Annotated in this window: 12 protein-coding genes and 1 pseudogene; 7 read left to right on the top strand and 6 right to left on the bottom strand. The window is 70.3% G+C overall.

Going from position 1 to position 14,917, the window contains the following annotated elements; translation table 11 throughout:
• Nucleotides 1-121: 121 nt before the first annotated feature.
• Entirely contained in the window at nucleotides 122-595 is a 474-nt protein-coding gene (locus AS857_RS00975) for a carboxymuconolactone decarboxylase family protein (protein ID WP_058041155.1), read from the bottom strand.
• Between the two features lie 283 nt (nucleotides 596-878).
• On the opposite strand from AS857_RS00975, the gene AS857_RS00970 reads away from it, so the two are divergent.
• A complete protein-coding gene (locus tag AS857_RS00970) occupies nucleotides 879-1,934 on the top strand; it encodes a ligand-gated ion channel (RefSeq protein ID WP_058041154.1) in 1,056 nt (351 codons plus the stop codon).
• Nucleotides 1,935-1,958: 24 nt separating this feature from the next.
• Here the strand turns inward: AS857_RS00970 and AS857_RS00965 are convergent, their stop codons facing one another.
• Nucleotides 1,959-2,876, bottom strand: coding sequence for a LysR family transcriptional regulator (locus AS857_RS00965; RefSeq protein ID WP_058041153.1), 918 nt, complete (start codon nucleotides 2,874-2,876; stop codon nucleotides 1,959-1,961).
• 71 nt (nucleotides 2,877-2,947) lie between these two features.
• On the opposite strand from AS857_RS00965, the gene AS857_RS00960 reads away from it, so the two are divergent.
• The 3 genes from AS857_RS00960 to AS857_RS00950 all read left to right on the top strand — a co-directional run bounded on the left by AS857_RS00960 (nucleotide 2,948) and on the right by AS857_RS00950 (nucleotide 7,660).
• Entirely contained in the window at nucleotides 2,948-3,652 is a 705-nt protein-coding gene (locus AS857_RS00960; RefSeq protein ID WP_058041152.1) for a maleylpyruvate isomerase family mycothiol-dependent enzyme, read from the top strand.
• Nucleotides 3,653-3,980: 328 nt separating this feature from the next.
• A complete protein-coding gene (gene helR / locus AS857_RS00955; RefSeq protein WP_058041151.1) occupies nucleotides 3,981-6,137 on the top strand; it encodes an RNA polymerase recycling motor ATPase HelR in 2,157 nt (718 codons plus the stop codon).
• A gap of 140 nt (nucleotides 6,138-6,277) precedes the next feature.
• On the top strand, nucleotides 6,278-7,660 hold the full coding sequence (locus AS857_RS00950) for a M14 family metallopeptidase (protein WP_107105476.1): 1,383 nt from the start codon (nucleotides 6,278-6,280) through the stop codon (nucleotides 7,658-7,660).
• A gap of 104 nt (nucleotides 7,661-7,764) precedes the next feature.
• On the opposite strand, the gene AS857_RS00945 is transcribed toward AS857_RS00950, so the two are convergent.
• The gene (locus AS857_RS00945) at nucleotides 7,765-8,802 is read right to left on the bottom strand and encodes an amidohydrolase family protein (RefSeq protein WP_245699523.1); all 1,038 of its coding nucleotides are present in this window, start codon (nucleotides 8,800-8,802) and stop codon (nucleotides 7,765-7,767) included.
• Nucleotides 8,803-9,086: 284 nt separating this feature from the next.
• Here AS857_RS00945 and AS857_RS42505 point away from each other — a divergent pair.
• A pseudogene (locus tag AS857_RS42505) lies at nucleotides 9,087-9,179 on the top strand (DUF4259 domain-containing protein); the annotation flags it as partial.
• On the opposite strand, the gene AS857_RS39745 reads toward AS857_RS42505, so the two are convergent.
• Entirely contained in the window at nucleotides 9,158-9,772 is a 615-nt protein-coding gene (locus AS857_RS39745) for a hypothetical protein (protein WP_058041149.1), read from the bottom strand. The pseudogene AS857_RS42505 and the gene AS857_RS39745 overlap by 22 nt on opposite strands.
• Before the next feature lie 580 nt (nucleotides 9,773-10,352).
• On the opposite strand from AS857_RS39745, the gene AS857_RS00930 reads away from it, so the two are divergent.
• On the top strand, nucleotides 10,353-12,047 hold the full coding sequence (locus tag AS857_RS00930) for a carbamoyltransferase C-terminal domain-containing protein (RefSeq protein ID WP_079109961.1): 1,695 nt from the start codon (nucleotides 10,353-10,355) through the stop codon (nucleotides 12,045-12,047).
• Nucleotides 12,044-13,117, top strand: a complete 1,074-nt coding sequence (locus tag AS857_RS00925; RefSeq protein WP_058041146.1) for a glycosyltransferase family 2 protein — start codon at nucleotides 12,044-12,046, stop codon at nucleotides 13,115-13,117. The genes AS857_RS00930 and AS857_RS00925 overlap by 4 nt, the downstream gene beginning before the upstream one ends.
• Here AS857_RS00925 and AS857_RS00920 read toward each other — a convergent pair.
• Both AS857_RS00920 and AS857_RS00915 read right to left on the bottom strand, forming a co-directional pair.
• The gene (locus AS857_RS00920) at nucleotides 13,099-14,037 is read right to left on the bottom strand and encodes a sulfotransferase family protein (RefSeq protein WP_058041145.1); all 939 of its coding nucleotides are present in this window, start codon (nucleotides 14,035-14,037) and stop codon (nucleotides 13,099-13,101) included. The genes AS857_RS00925 and AS857_RS00920 overlap by 19 nt on opposite strands.
• Nucleotides 14,030-14,881, bottom strand: a complete 852-nt coding sequence (locus AS857_RS00915; RefSeq protein ID WP_144440675.1) for a galactosyltransferase-related protein — start codon at nucleotides 14,879-14,881, stop codon at nucleotides 14,030-14,032. The genes AS857_RS00920 and AS857_RS00915 overlap by 8 nt, the downstream gene beginning before the upstream one ends.
• Between the last annotated feature and the right edge of the window lie 36 nt (nucleotides 14,882-14,917).

The following is a 14,917-nucleotide window of genomic DNA, read 5'->3' as shown; positions in this document are numbered from 1 at the left end:
GTGTGCTTCGGCGCAGGCGTCCTCTGATGATCATCCGGACCACCGGCGGGCCAGAGTAACGCCCCTGGCCCGAGGGCCCGGAGCCCGCAGCCGGGCCCCGAGCCGGTTGCTGATGCCGCTCTCAGTGGAACTGCCCGGCCTTGTAGTCGCCGGCCGGCTGCCGGGTGATGACATTGAACCGGTTCGCCATGTTCATGAAGGAGATCAGGATGACCAGGGCGTTGAGCTGCTCCTCGTCGTAGTGCTTGGCGGCGTGCGCCCACACCTCGTCACTCACCCCGCCGGCCGCGTCCGCGACCCGGGTCCCCTCCTCCGCCAGCTCCAGCGCGGCACGCTCGGCCTCGGTGAAGACCGTCGCCTCCCGCCACGCCGCCACCAGGTTCAGCCGCACCGAGGACTCGCTGGCAGCGGCGGCCTCCTTGGTGTGCATGTCGATGCAGACGGCGCAGCCGTTGATCTGGCTCACGCGCAGCGACACCAGTTCCTGCGTTGCGGTCGGCAGCGGCGAGTCCTTGAGGATCTTGCCCACCGCCATGAAGTGCTTGATGGCCTTGCCGGTGGCCGGGTCGGTGAGGAAGTTCAGTCGCGCGTCCATGGTGTGCTCCTCGGTGGTCGTTCGTGGTTACACCCCTGAGACGAGGTAGCTCGGCCCCCTGTGACATGGGCTGATGTGACCTGGGTCTCCCCACCCGGCCGGGGCCGAGGAACTCGCCGCCACCCTGTGCGAACGCCTCACGCGCCCCCGGCCCCGCGGCCACCCTCTGGGCCGACTCCTTCCGTGCGTTCGTCGAACAGTTCAGAAGGTGTGTCCCTCACACCGGCGCCTTCGCCCGGTGAGGTCACCCCAGCGATCCCGGGCCGGGCAACAATAGGGCCATATGGCTGCGATGACCCTCGCCCGAAAGCACCTTGTCCGGCCGTCCCCCGCATCGGTCCTGCTGCTCACAGTCTTCGCCGCCTGTGCGTTCTGGCTGCCCACCACCCCGGCTGCGGCCACCGGTATACCCAACCGAGCCGGCGTCGTCCGGTGTGAACTGAGCACCTACATCAGCGACCTGTACGACATCGACCCGGCCAAAGGAAGGTTCTCCGCGCGGCTGTGGCTGTGGACCATCTGCCCCGACCGCCGTGCCGATCCCCTGCCGCAGGTGTCCTTCTCCAATGCCGACGACCCCGACACCTCCGAGCCCAACCTGATCGACCAGGACGGCCAAGTGCTGGACCAGGTGCGGGTGCAGTCCAGTTTCCGGCAGGACTGGGACGTCCGCGACTTCCCCTTCGACCGCCACCGCATCGAGGTGCTCCTCACCGCACCGCAGGACACCGGCCATTTCCGCTTCACCGTGAACAACGCCGATTCACAGCTCAATCCGGAGATCCGCCCGCGGGGCTGGCGGATCTCCGGGTTCCGGCTGGTCACCGCCGACAAGCACTACACCACCACCTACGGCGACCGCAGCCTCAAGCACGGCAGCACCTACAACCGTGTACGCATCCAGATCGACCTGGAACGCTCCAGCCTCACTACCTTCTGGAAGCTCACCACTCCCCTCTACCTCGCCCTGCTCATCGCCGTCTCCACTTTCCTCGTCTCCTCCCGCCACGAAGAACCGGCGACCTCGGAGAGGCTGGAAGGCGTCCACAGCCGGCTCGGCGTCCTGGGCGGCGGGCTGTTCGTCGTGGTGCTCAACATGCAGCAGGCCGACGACGTGATCACCAGCTTCAACGGGCTGACCCTCATCGACTGGCTCCACCTCATCACCCTCGCCTGCCTCCTCCTCGCCGTGGCGGGCACCGTCCTCGCCTGGCGCTGGACCAGCCGGGGAGGCAGCGTCGCCCAGGCGGAGCGAGCGAGCCACCATGGCGCCTGGGCCGGGCTCGCCACCTACGCACTCACCTGCGGGACGCTGGTACTCCTCGCCGCCTGCAGATGAGCGCTCAACCGACAAACTCGCCGTCTAGGTCTCGGGTGGCTTGGGGACGGCTTCGCGCAGGCGGTCGAGGAGTACCCGGGCCGCGGGGCTCGAAGGACCGTTGGCCTGCCAGGCGAGCGCGATGCGGGCACGCATCTCGGGCCGGACGATCCGCAGGGTGCGGAGCTGTCCGTTGAGGGAGGATTCGTCCTCGCCGGCAGGGAGCACGGCGATGCCCAAGCCCCGCGCGGCGAGCTGTGCAAGCACATGGGGCGCTGCCGCCTCGAAGGTGACCCGGGGCCGGAATCCCGCCTGCACACAACCGCGTTCGAGCGCCGCGCGCACCCCGGTGCCGCGCGGCAGGCAGATCAGCGGCCGGTCGCGGAGACCGGCAAGCGGGACACTCGCGCCGTCGAAGCCGTCGAGAAGCGGATCGCCGGGCGCAACAGCGGCAACCAGCGGGACGTCGATCACCGTCTGGAAGACCGCTCCGGGCGGAGGCACCTCCTCTGCCGTCCCGAGAACGGCGATGTCGAGCTCGCCGGCCAGGAGCGCGGCCTGCATCCGCTCCGTGGTGTCCTCGGTGAGTGCCACCTCCACCGAGGGGTGCACGTCGTGGAAGTCCGCGAGTAAAGCGGCGATATCGAAGACATGGCCGGTGGCTCCGGAGACCAGCCCGAGCGTGACCCGGCCGCGCAGCAGCCCCGTGTACGCATCCACCGTCTGCTGCACCGACTCCGCAGCGGCCAGTGCGGCGCGGGCGTACGGCAGGACCGCCCGGCCCACCTCGGTCAGAGTCACCGACCGGCCGGAGCGGTCGAGCAGGGGCTGCCCCAGCTCCTTCTCCAGCTGGCGGATCTGTGCGCTCAGGCCCGGCTGGGCCAGGTGCAGCCGGGCGGCGGCTCGGGTGAAACCGCCCTCCTCGACGACGCAGACGAAGTAGCGCAGCTGGCGAAGCTCCATAAGCAATGATTCTAGGTGGCAGCAGAACTATCTACTGGCGCTATCGATCCGACGGCCGCAGGCTTGATCACATGGAGAACGCGACAGCCCGCAAAAGGAAGAGCACCGAGGTCAGGGCCGCGATCGCGGCGGAACGCCGAGAACTGGCCGGCCTGCTCGACACTCTGCGAACCGACCAGTGGAACGAGCAGAGCCTGTGCGCAGGGTGGCGCGTTCGCGAGGTCGCGGCGCACATGTCGATGGGGTTCCGGCTCTCCCTGCCCGTGACACTCGGCGAGTTGGTCAAGGCGCGCGGGAACCTTCACCGTATGACCGACCGGGTCGCGCGCAGGGATGCGGCCGCCCATTCCACCACCGCGCTCGCCGCCTTCCTACGGGACAACGCCGACCATCCCTGGACGCCCCCGGTCGGCGGGTTCGCGGCGGCGCTCGGCCACGACGTGGTTCACGGGCTGGACATCACCGTCGCCCTCGGCCTCGACCGGCGCATCCCCGAGGACCGGCTGCACATCCTGCTCGACGAGATCCGGCCCAGCAGCCTGAAGTTCTTCGGCGCCGACCTCGACGGAGTGCGGCTGTGCGCCGAGGATCTCGACTGGTCGTACGGCTCCGGCTCGCCCGTGTACGGCATCGCCCAGGACCTCCTGCTGCTGGCCTACGGCCGCAGGCTTCCGGAAGGCCGGCTCCGAGGCGAGCCGAGCAGCCGTTTCACCCGACCCGTGAAGGAGGCGCTGCGCCAAGGGTGCGGGCGAGAAGGCGCGACAGCTGGCGCCTGATATTCGGAAACCTCGACAGTGCCATCGGCCGGAGCTGGGACGCCATGACGCCATGACGGCGTGCGATTACTTGTCCGTGCACCCGGACTCGGTGGATGCCGACACCGAGTCAGTCTCGGAAACCGACCCCGGCATCGCCGCCGATGCGCGGAGGGATTGGCCGTCCGGAGCGGACGACGAAGGCAAGGAGGTGTACCCACTCCTTGCCACTCTTAACTTATAGCGCACAGGGGGCCTTGCGGCAAGGCCCCGGCAGTGGGGCACAATCACGGACCCAGCTCAGAACCTGCCGAAATCGGAGATCCACTAAGTGCGTGTGGCTGATGACATGAACTCGCTGACCACCAGCGCGTTCGCCCTTCCCGACCACCTCTCCCCCAAGGCCGACCCGGCTCTGATCGCAGGCGACGAGCAGCACTTCGCGGCCATCTCCGCGAGCCTCGAGCAGGCGATCGCCGAGCTGACCGACCGCCTCGAAGTCGCGCGCAAGGCGCCCGGCGGCATCGGCCGGGAGGCGATGGACCGGGACGCGGAGATCCACCGCCTGACCAGTCGCCTGCGCACCCTGCGCCGCTTCGGCCTGGACCTGTGCCTGGGACACATCGTCCCCGCGGACAGCCCCGAGCCCGTGTACATCGGACGCCTCGGCCTCACCGACAGCACGGGGCGCCGGCTGCTGCTCGACTGGCGTTCCCCCGCGGCCGAGCCGTTCTTCGCGGCGACCCACGCCAACCCGATGGGTCTGGCGAGCCGCCGCAGGTACCGCTGGACCCGCGGCCGGATCGGCGACTACTGGGACGAGGTGTTCACCGCCGACGGGCTCGAGGGGCACGCCGCGCTCGACGACCAGTCCGCGTTCATCGCCAGCCTGGGCAGCAACCGCTCGGCCCGGATGCGCGACGTGCTCTCCACCATCCAGGCCGACCAGGACGCCATCATCCGGGCGGGATCCCGCGGCGCTCTGGTCGTCGACGGCGGTCCGGGTACGGGCAAGACCGTCGTCGCCCTGCACCGCGCCGCCCACCTCCTCTACTCCGACCCCCGCCTCGGTCACCGCCGGGGTGGCGTGCTGTTCGTCGGTCCGCACCAGCCCTACCTGGCCTACGTCGCCGATGTCCTGCCCAGCCTCGGCGAGGAGGGCGTGCAGACCTGCACCCTGCGCGACCTCGTCACCGAAGGAGCCGGAGCAGCGGTCGAGACCGACCCGGGCGTGGCCCTTCTCAAGTCGTCCGCGGACATGGTGAAGGCGATCGAGGCGGCCGTCAGGTTCTACGAGGAGCCGCCCACCAAGGGAATGACGATCACCACCCCCTGGGGGTCCGACCTCCGGCTGAGCGCCGCCGACTGGGCGGCGGCGTTCGAAGCGGTGGAACCCGGCACTCCGCACAACGAGGCGCGCGAGCAGATACGGGAGGAGCTGATCACCATACTGATGGACGAGGACGACAGCGACGCCCCGCCCGAGCTGCTCCGGAGGTCGCTGCTGCAGGACCGCGAGCTGACCGGGACCCTCGACCGTGCGTGGCCGATGATCGAGGCGAGCGACCTCGTCGGAGATCTGTGGTCGGTGCCCGCCTACCTGCGCAAGTGCGCTCCCTGGCTCGGCCCCGACGACGTTCGCCAACTGCAGCGCGAGGACGCCCAGGCCTGGACGGTGTCCGACCTGCCCCTCCTGGATGCGGCACGGCAGCGGCTCGGCGACCCGAGGGCGTCCGTACGCAAGCGCCGGCACGACGCCTCTGTCGCCGCCGAACGTGCGCGCAGGTCCGCCGCCATCGACAGCCTGCTGCAGAACGTCGTCATCGACGAGAGCGAAGGCGCGATGGGGATGCTGCACGGACAGGACCTGCAGGACACCCTGATCGACGAGAGCGCGCTGCCCGGCACCACACCGGACCTGCTCGCCGGCCCGTTCGCGCACATCGTCGTGGACGAGGCCCAGGAACTGACCGACGCCGAGTGGCAGATGCTGCTGCTCCGCTGCCCGTCCCGGAGCTTCACCATCGTCGGTGACCGCGCCCAGGCAAGGCACGGGTTCACGGAGTCGTGGCAGGAGCGGCTCGAGCGGGTCGGGCTCGACCGGATCAACGTGACCTCCCTGAGCATCAACTACCGCACGCCGGAAGAGGTCATGACGGAGGCCGAGCCGGCCATCCGCGCTGCGCTCCCGGACGCCAACGTGCCGACCTCCATCCGCAGCAGCGGCATCCCCGTCGTCCACGGATCCGTTACGGATCTGGACGAGGTCCTCGATGCCTGGCTCGCTGCGCATGCCGACGGAATCGCCTGCGTCATCGGCGACCCCACGTTCCGGGCGACCTCCCGCGTCCGGTCGCTGACGCCGTCGCTGTCGAAGGGGCTCGAGTTCGACCTGGTCGTCCTCATCGACCCGGAGACGTTCGGCGAGGGCATCGAAGGAGCCGTCGACCGCTACGTCGCGATGACCCGCGCGACCCAGCAGCTCGTCATCCTCACGAGCTCCTGACGTCGGCCCTGTGCCCTGGCCGCCCCTGCGGCCAGGGCACAGGAGCTCACGGGGGCGGGACGACAGGCTCGGCGCTCTGTTGCGCAGGAGTGGACCGGAGTACTTTGCGCCCCATGGGGAGACGCGCGCGGAGCACCCGCATGACGTACAGATCGCTCGTGACGGCGGCCGTACGCCGCCCCCTTCGGCCGGCAAGCCGTTCCCGGCCCCGAAGGCGCCCACCGAGGACGGCCCGTATCCGCACCCTCGCCATCGGCTTCGCCACCGCCGCGCTCGCCCTGACTCTCGTCCAGACGCCCGCGCAAGCCGCTCGCACCCCGCCGCGTACCGGCCTCGAAACCGGCTTCGAACGCAGCAACGGAGCTCACTGGACCGGCCAGGCCGAGGAACAGCGCCTCCTGGCCGCCCTCGACCGGTCGAGCGACCGCGTCGCCGTCCGCCGCATCGGCACCACCCGCCAGGGCCGACCGCTCCAGCTGGTCCGCATCGGTCCGGCCCACCACACGGCCGAAACCCTCCTGCTCGTCTGCAGCCAGCACGGCGACGAACCCGCCGGCCGGGAAGCCTGCCTCACCCGCATCCGCGACCTCACCCACGCCACGGACCCGGCCACGCTGCGCTTCCTCGCACGCACCACTGTTCTGGTCGTCCCCACCGCCAACCCCGACGGCCGCGCCGCCGACAAGCGCACCAACGCCGACGGAGTCGACATCAACCGCGACCACCTCGCTCTCAAGACCGCCGAGAGCCGCGCCCTGGCCGCCGTCATCCGGGACCACCGGCCCGACATCGTCTACGACCTGCACGAGTACGGCGCCACCCCGCCGTACTACGACAAGGACCTGTTCGACCTCTGGCCCCGCAACCTCAACACCGATCCCCGCGTGCACCGGGAGGCACAGACCCTCTCGGGGGCCTATGTGCGCCCCACCGCCCACGACGCCGGGCACAGCACCGGCACCTACGGCATCTGGACCGACCCCGCCACCGGCGACCCCGTCAAACAGGTCGCCGGCGACGGACAGGAGCGCATCCTGCGCAACACCTCCGGCATCAAGCACGCGATCGGCCTGCTCATCGAGAGCCGCGTCAACCCGATGACGGAAGCGGAAAAAGCGGACCCGGCCCTGAACAACCGGCGCCGCGTGCGGTCCCACCTCGCCGCTCTCGACGGAACGTTCGCCTTCGCGGACGAACGACGCAGGCAGATCACCTCGGCCACGGCCGCAGCACGCGCCAAAGGCTTCGCCGACCGGGGCCCGGTCCACCTCGGCGGCGCCGACAACGAACCCCCACCCCCCGGCCAGACCCTCCCCGACCCGCCCTGCGCCTACCGGCTCACCGCCGAGCAGTACGCGGACACTCAGGACGAACTCGCCCTGCACGGCATCAAAACCGTCCCGTCACCCGCAGGCGGAGCGCTGGTCCCGCTGCGCCAGCCGCTGCGGTCCCTGGTACCGCTGCTGCTGGACGCCAGGGCGTCGTACGAACTCACCGCGGCCGAACCCGTCGACCACTGCTGACGGACGGCCGACCCACGGCTGATCGTGCCGGAAGACGGGATGCGAGCACCCCGTCTTCCGGCACGGCACGCCGATCCACTCACCCGGCGGACACCATGGGGGCGTCACCCCGCCCCGCACACCTCCGGAGCCTCCTTCTTCAGGCCGAGCAGCCGGAAGTAGTTCTGCCCGAGGGCGATGTGGCGGAACGCCTTGTCGCCCAAGGCCTTGTTGATGCGGCTGGTGACCTCGAGCTCCTGCTCGTAGACCTTGTAGTCCTTGTCCCGGGACGCGACGAAGTCGGTACCGGGAATGGCCCGGGTCGGATACCGGTCGAGGAACGCGGCGTACTTCTGCCGGACGCCGGGCTTGCTGAAGTACTGGTCCTCCAGGACGCGCCAGCTGAGGTCCAGATCCAGCTTGGGGTGGGCGTCCAGGAGCCTCGTCATGATGGAGATGTGCTCGTCGGGGTCCATGGTGGACAGCTCCTTGGACAGCCCCATGTGCGCCCACACGATCTTGTTCTGCGGGTAGCGCCTGAGCGTCTCCTCCATCAGGTGGAGGTACTTCACAGGTTCCTTGTCGCTGCCGAGATCCGAGTGGATGGTGATCGGGATCCCCCGGTCCCGCAGCACCTTCATGAACGGCGCCCAGTTCTTGATGTTCTCGCTCGTCGCGGACGTGTGGTGATTGGGGAACAGCGCCTGCTTGACGAGGTTCACCTCCCCCGCCCACCGGAACATCCCCGGGAACTCCTTGTCGTAGAGCGCGATCCCGGGCGGGATGGTCTCGGGGTGGTTGAGGTCCATGAAGGTCATGGAGAGCGCGAGATCGGGATCCTTGGGCTTCGCCTCCAGGTAGTTCACGGCGTTGGCGAAGTCATTCTTCATGCTCGGCACCACGGGGGTGCCGGGGCAGTTGAGGTAGTAGGTGCAGCCGGAGTCCGTCGGCAGCATCTGCCCGATGCCATAGACGCTCGCGTAGCGGACGCCGCTCTTGCTCAGATAGCCGTTGAGCTCCTCGAACGGAACCGGCCGGCCACCGAACGGACGGAAGTGAAGGTGACTGTCGACCACCGAGGTGTACGGCTCTCTCGCGCGGTCGAAACAGCCGTGTTCCGCCAGGGCGTGGCCTACGCCTGCCGGCGAGGCGGCGATGGCCACCGCCGTCAGAACCGCACCGGCAATACCGAGCCGCCTGCTGATCCGGGTCGCGCTGCTGATGACGGCCTCCGCTCATTCAGTGCGGGCGGACGCCAGAACAAGCCTTCGATGAGGCGTCGGCACACCGCACACTATCGTCACAGAGCGCTACTGAATCATTCCTCTGCGCACGTACGGGAGGGCGCGCGGGGCGCACCCGAAGCCTCCCCCTCAGCTTTCACGCCTACAGGCGGCACAACACTCCCCCACACGGCACACATGGCCGCATGAGCACCAGCTCCGAGGGGGCGGAGGCCGTGGCCGCAGCCGCCCTCGTCGCAGCTCAGTGTCCCGGCAGTGAGCCGGTCAGCCCTGCCTACGGCCCCAAGGAGCCCCTGCGAGGGACTGTTGACCTGGCACGGGGGTCGACGGCGCGGATCCGGGCAGCCAGGCCCGAGTAGGGGACGGGATCCCCGGCCAGGGCTCGGACGGAATTCAGGGCCAGGCTCTTCGTGCCTTTGGCTTCGATTACGGGGCCGGGGACGACGTAGAACTGCCACTGGCCGACGTCCAAGGGGTCGTATTCTTCGTGGCTGATGGCAGTGTGCACGGCAAAGACGTACACGTCGGCGTTGAAGCTGGGCTCGGCCGCGTCACCGGTCTGCGGATTCCAGGTGCGGGTTCGCAGCCGATCGAAGACGATCCTAGTGACTTCGCGCTGGCCCCATGCCTGGAGGTAGGCGCTGCTCTTGACCTCGATTCTCAGCCCGTCGGCGGTCAGCACGTCGAAGCTCTCCCACTCCTGGTTCCTCTGCTGTGCACCGACAGCGCGGTGTACGAGGAACTCCGCAAGCAGGCCCCGGGTGGTGTTGGTCTTCAGATCCGGAAAGGCGTACCGCCAGAAGTCGAGGACGGTTGCTCCTTCCGCGCCGGTGAACGGTTCTCCGCCGCGCAGCGGCGCGCCAGGCGGGGGGATGTACTGCAGGGGCACGACAGGGTCCACCCACCGACCTCTACACGGCCAACGGTCCCATCCGCAAGCTCATCCGTCCGTACTGCGCTGTGGCACACCCCGCCTGGATGGAAGCGGCGGCTGCAGGCGGAGCTGACGGCTGCCCACCCAGCCCCCGCCCCGGTGAGTAACCAGGCAGCGATTCCGAGGTCCTTACGAGTCCGGTGGATGAACCCACGGACGGCCGGCTCGCGCCGCCAGGGGGCGAGGGCAGTGGTGAACTCGCGGACCTGAGCCATGTCGATGACGTCCTCGGCGAACCCGCGCATGCGGGCCTGCACGGCCATGGTTGTCAGGACGTGTCCATGCCCGGACGGCCTTCCCGATCCGCCCGGGGAAACCGCTGCGGCAGCCGAAATCCATCGCACCACGCTTCGGGCGCAAGCCCCCCGAAGCCCCATATCCGACACCGCTGCCCGGCCTCTTCCACCCCTTCCGCAAGCCCGCCGAATCGGCCGAAGAGAGGGGGATAAGGAGCCATTCAACACATGTGTGCGGGGCCGGTGCCAGTGTGCCGCATCACTCTGGTGCGACGGGTGAATTCCACCAGGAGGTATGAATGATCGTCCTCGGTCTCGTCGGCCGACCCGATGTGCCCGGCTGTCACGACGGCGCGGTCTGCCTCGCCGTCGACGGCACGGTGGTGGGTGCGCTGGAGCAGGAGCGCGTCAGCCGCCGCCGGCACGCACCGGGCGAAGGTCCTCAGGATGCCGTTCGGGTGCTGCTGGACGCCTTCGGGGTGCATCCCCGCGAGATCCAGGCGATCGGCTACGCCTGGGCGGACGCCCCTCCCGGCACGCCGGCCACCGAAGCCCCCGGCATACCCTGCGGAGTCCATGTCACGGACGCGCTGACCGAGACGATCCTGCCGGGCCTGGCGTCCGAGCTGGGTACCCGCGACATCACCTTCTTCGACCACCACCTGTGCCACGCCGCGGGTGCCTACTTCCTCAACCCGTACGGAAGGGCCGACATCCTGGTCGCCGACGGCTGGGGCGGCGACGGCTCGACCTCCCTCTTCCACGTGGACGACGGCCGCTTCCGGCTCCTGGAGCGTTACGGCAAGTGCTGGTCGCTGGGCATGTTCTACGGAGCGGCGGCGGCGTACTCGAAGCTCGGTTTCTGGGGTGCGGGCAAGCTGATGGGGCTCAGTTCCTACGGCCGTACCAGCGACATGCGGTTCATGACCTTCGACGCTGCGACCGGCGGGTTCTCGCTCGACCGGCGGCTGCGGGGCGATCTGGCCACCGCTCCCAGCTGGGGCAAGCTGGGCAAGCAGTGGCTCGCCGCCTTCGAGGAGAACGTCTTCCCGTACACCGCATCCTCGGCCAACGCCTTCGACTACGCCCCCTTCGCCGCCGACGTCCAGCTGACCGTGGAGGAGGCCGGGCTCGCTCTGGCCGCCCGGGCGCGGCGGCTCTCCGGTGAGGACACTCTGCTGCTGTCGGGCGGGGTCGCACTCAACGCGCACATGAACCGCAGGATCGCGCTGGAGAGCGGATACGCCAGAGTCTCCGGTACGGTCGCGCCCAATGACGGGGGCACGGTCTTCGGTGCCGCGCTGCTCGCGGAAGGCCTGTACGGCGGCACCATGCCGCCGCCGCTGCCGGCCGAGGCGGGACAGCCGGTCTTCTTCGGGCCGCCGGTGCCGGCCGGGGCCGTCGAGCAGGCCTTGCAGCGCGCCGGCTGTACCGCGGTCGCCTTGGACCAGGAGCAGCTGACGGCCGAGGTGTCAGCCGCGATCGCGCAGGGCGAGGTGGTCGCCTGGTTCGACGGGCCGAACGAGTTCGGGCCGCGCGCGCTGGGCGCCCGCAGCCTGCTCGCCTCGCCCCGCCACCGTACGACGCTGGACCGGCTCAACCGGGTCAAGGGCCGTGAGGCCTGGCGGCCGGCGGCGCTCTCCCTCACCGCCGAGGGCTTCCGCGAGCTGGACATGGAGCCCCCGGTCCAGGGCCTGAGCGACTACATGCTCAACATGCACCTGGTCGGCCGCGAGCGCATCGAGCACGCCCCCGCGGGGGTCCACGTGGACCGAACGACGCGTGCACAGGTCGTGCCCGCGGCGGACACCGGGTTCGGAGCGCTGCTGGCCGCGGTCGGCGAGGAGACGGGGCTTCCCGGGGTGATCAACACCTCGCTCAACACCAAGGGCAGGCCGATGGTCCTCACCCCCGGCCAGGCGGTGGAACTCATGGTGGAGAGCCCGGACATCGATCTGCTGGCCATGCCGCCCTACCTGGTCCGGCGGTCGTGACCGGGCGGGCCGCACCGGTCACCGTGCTGGAGGGCCTGCGGGCGCACGACAACGACTACTCCGGGGTCGAACGGTCCTTCCGCGCCCGTACCGGCTTCGGTCTGGCGGGTCCCATCGACCGGGTCCCCGAGGGGATCTCGGAGCCGGTCTCGGTGGTCGTCGCCACGTACAACGGCGGGCGCCCGCTCGCCGGGACGCTGGCCGGCCTGGAGGCCCAGCTCTGGCGCGGCTTCGAGGTGATCGTGGTGGACGACGGCTCCGAGCCGCCGGTGCACCGGGTGGTGCTGGACGCGGGCCTCACGGTTCCGGTGACCGTGGTCCGCAGTCCGGTCAACCTGGGGGCGGGCCCGGCGCGCAACGTCGGGCTGACCGCGGCCGCGGGCTCCACAGTGGTCTTCCTGGACGACGACATACGGGTGCCCCCGGCCATGACCGCCCTGCTGGCGCTGCGCCAGCAGCACACGGAGGGCTGTCTGTTCACCGGCTTCCGGGACAACACCGGGCCCGAGGTCTTCTTCGCCCCGGACGGCTCGCCCCCACCGCGTATCGAGCGCGACTGGCGCTGGCTCAGCAACCGGGGCGGCGACCGCTACCTGCTGGTCACCGCCGATCCGGACGTGCCGCACTGCGACCGCACGTCCTTCGAACCGGTCCGGGAGAGCCGGTACTTCAAGGACTTCGGGCACGGCCGGGCCATCGGCTTCTGGGACCTGCCCGGAATGGTCAGCAGTCACAGTCTCTGTGTGAAGCGCGCCGACGCCGTGGCGGCGGGCGGCTTCCCCGAGGAGTACGGCACCCACTGGGGCGCGGAGGACCTGGCCTTCGGCGCCCTGATGGCGGCGCGTGGCACCTACGTCGTTCCGGCGCTGGAGTGGGTCTCCTTCCATCTGCGGCACGAGGGCCGGCATGTGCCCCGGGCGGCCGAACGCGCACGCCTGGAGCAGGCACTCGACCGTTACCGCAACCTGTTGCAGCAGCCGCCGGGCGAGCGGCGGCTGCCCCGGCACCGGCTGCGGCGCGTCAGCGGTCCGGGACGGCCGGGTGTCGAGTGTTACGAGCTGATCCGGTGAGCGCCGCGCGCGCGGCCGGGGGGCTCGTTCAGCGGCGGGTAGCCGAAGGCCTCCAGCACGTCGCCCGCGACCGCTGCGAAGGCCGCGAGCCGCTCCGGTTCCCACGCGGGGTGGTGGGTCAGCGGATCGAAGTCTTCCGGCCGGGCCACCGGTTCCCAGTGGACCTGCCGCGCACCGCCGCGCACGACGGACGAACCCCGTACCGGCAGGTTCGCGGCACGGGCGTAGTCGTAGGTCTCCGGGTCCGCCCCGAGCGCGCCGAAGACCCGCCGCAGCTGGGTTTCGGTATCGGCGACGAGGTCCTCGTACCGCACGAGCAACCGGGCAGGTCCGGGCTCGCGCGACTGCCCGGCGTCGGCGAGGAAGCCGAGGATCTGCCGCCCGCCGTCCGCCCAGCGCCACGTGGTCTCCTCTTCGCCGGTGCCGAAGCTGAGGCGGGCCGAGTCGACGACCTGCCTGCCGTCGCGGACGAGAAGGATCAACGGGGAGCGGGGGAACAGCAGCGGGGCGAGATGGAGGTTGGCGGGGGTCGGAGTCTTGAGGAGGACGAAGCGGGTGGTGGCGTCCTCGGTCAGATAGGACTCGATGCCTGCGCCGATGGCCCGTACGAAGCGGTCGGCCTCGCTCTGGTCCATGTCCCACCAGTCCCGCCAGAGACCGGTCAGCCCGGCGGCGAAGTCGGCGACCGGACCGATGCGTTCCAGGACGTAGTCCTCCCAGAGGGGAGGGCGCATCTCGATGTCCGGGTGCTCTCTGAGCAGGTCGAAGAGGAAGTTGGTGCCGCTGCGCTTGGTGATGCCCAGGAGGAAGACCAGGGTCGGTTCGGGTACGGATACGGATGGGGGTACGGGGGCGGGCTCGGGCGCCGGGTGCGGCTCGGGCACCGGGGCCGGTTCGGGCACCAGGGACGGCTCAGGCACGGGCCACCACCGTTCGTGCGTCGGCGAGGTCCTGCTCGATCATCGCGGCAGGCCCCCCGGCCGTCCGCCGCGAGTACAGGGCGCTGTTGGCCTCCCGCTCGGGCGTGCCGCTGTACGGGTAGGGGTGCTCGAAGTGCAGACAGGTGATGCCGGTGCCGCTCTCGTCCCAGGCCAGGGAGACCGGGACGCGGGAGGCGACCTTCACGAACAGGTCGTCGTCCTCGCAGCCCCAGCCGTAATAGCGCCGGCAGTAGCCGCCGACCTCTTCGAACAGCAGGCGCTCGAGCAGCATCGCACCCCAGTGGAAGGGCGCCCGCCAGTCCCGCCGGTCGGCGGGGTCCGGGGACGTGCCGGGCGGCGGGTACATCACGGGGACCTCGGTGGTGACGGCACCGCAGTGCAGCATGCGCCGGCGGGTGATGACCTCACCGGGGCAGGGCCGCAGGGTCCCGCCGGAGTCCACGGTCGCCGTGCAATACGGCCGGCCGCCCACCGCAGGCCCGGGGCGCAGGTCCACCACCCCGGTGCCGTCCGCGGGCCTGTCGATCCGGTACATCCACGGCTGTGCCCAGGCGCCGTCCCGGGCCCGGGCCGCTGCGAGCGCCCGGCTCAGGTAGTCGCGCCCCAGCGGCGCCACATCGGCGTCGGAGAGATAGAGCATCCGGCCGGCCGCCACCGCCGCGGCCGCGTTGCGCAGCAGTCCCGGCGCTCGCAGTCCGGGCGAGGCGCGCAGCAGCCGGGCGCCGCCGGCGTCGCCGAGCGCCTGCTCTCCCGCGGTCGCGACGATCACCTCGCAGGGCACGTCCTGGGCCAGCCAGGCCGCGACCACCGCACTGATGCTCAACCGCCCCGGGTGCCGCCCGTAGAGCGGAATTACCAC

It is taken from the genome of Streptomyces roseifaciens (assembly GCF_001445655.1).
Lineage (GTDB): Bacteria > Actinomycetota > Actinomycetes > Streptomycetales > Streptomycetaceae > Streptomyces > Streptomyces aureoversilis.
The sequence above is the reverse complement of the archived record's forward strand: the minus strand, read 5'-3'. Positions and strand labels throughout refer to the sequence as shown.

Excerpts from the sequence above, each read along its gene's own strand:
- AS857_RS00975 (WP_058041155.1), bottom strand. The coding sequence starts at position 595 with ATGGACGCGCGACTGAACTTCCTCACCGACCCGGCCACCGGCAAGGCC.
- AS857_RS00950 (WP_107105476.1), top strand. The coding sequence starts at position 6,278 with ATGACGTACAGATCGCTCGTGACGGCGGCCGTACGCCGCCCCCTTCGG.
- AS857_RS00960 (WP_058041152.1), top strand. The coding sequence starts at position 2,948 with ATGGAGAACGCGACAGCCCGCAAAAGGAAGAGCACCGAGGTCAGGGCC.
- helR (WP_058041151.1), top strand. The coding sequence starts at position 3,981 with ATGAACTCGCTGACCACCAGCGCGTTCGCCCTTCCCGACCACCTCTCC.
- AS857_RS00965 (WP_058041153.1), bottom strand. The coding sequence starts at position 2,876 with ATGGAGCTTCGCCAGCTGCGCTACTTCGTCTGCGTCGTCGAGGAGGGC.
- AS857_RS00930 (WP_079109961.1), top strand. The coding sequence starts at position 10,353 with ATGATCGTCCTCGGTCTCGTCGGCCGACCCGATGTGCCCGGCTGTCAC.
- AS857_RS00970 (WP_058041154.1), top strand. The coding sequence starts at position 879 with ATGGCTGCGATGACCCTCGCCCGAAAGCACCTTGTCCGGCCGTCCCCC.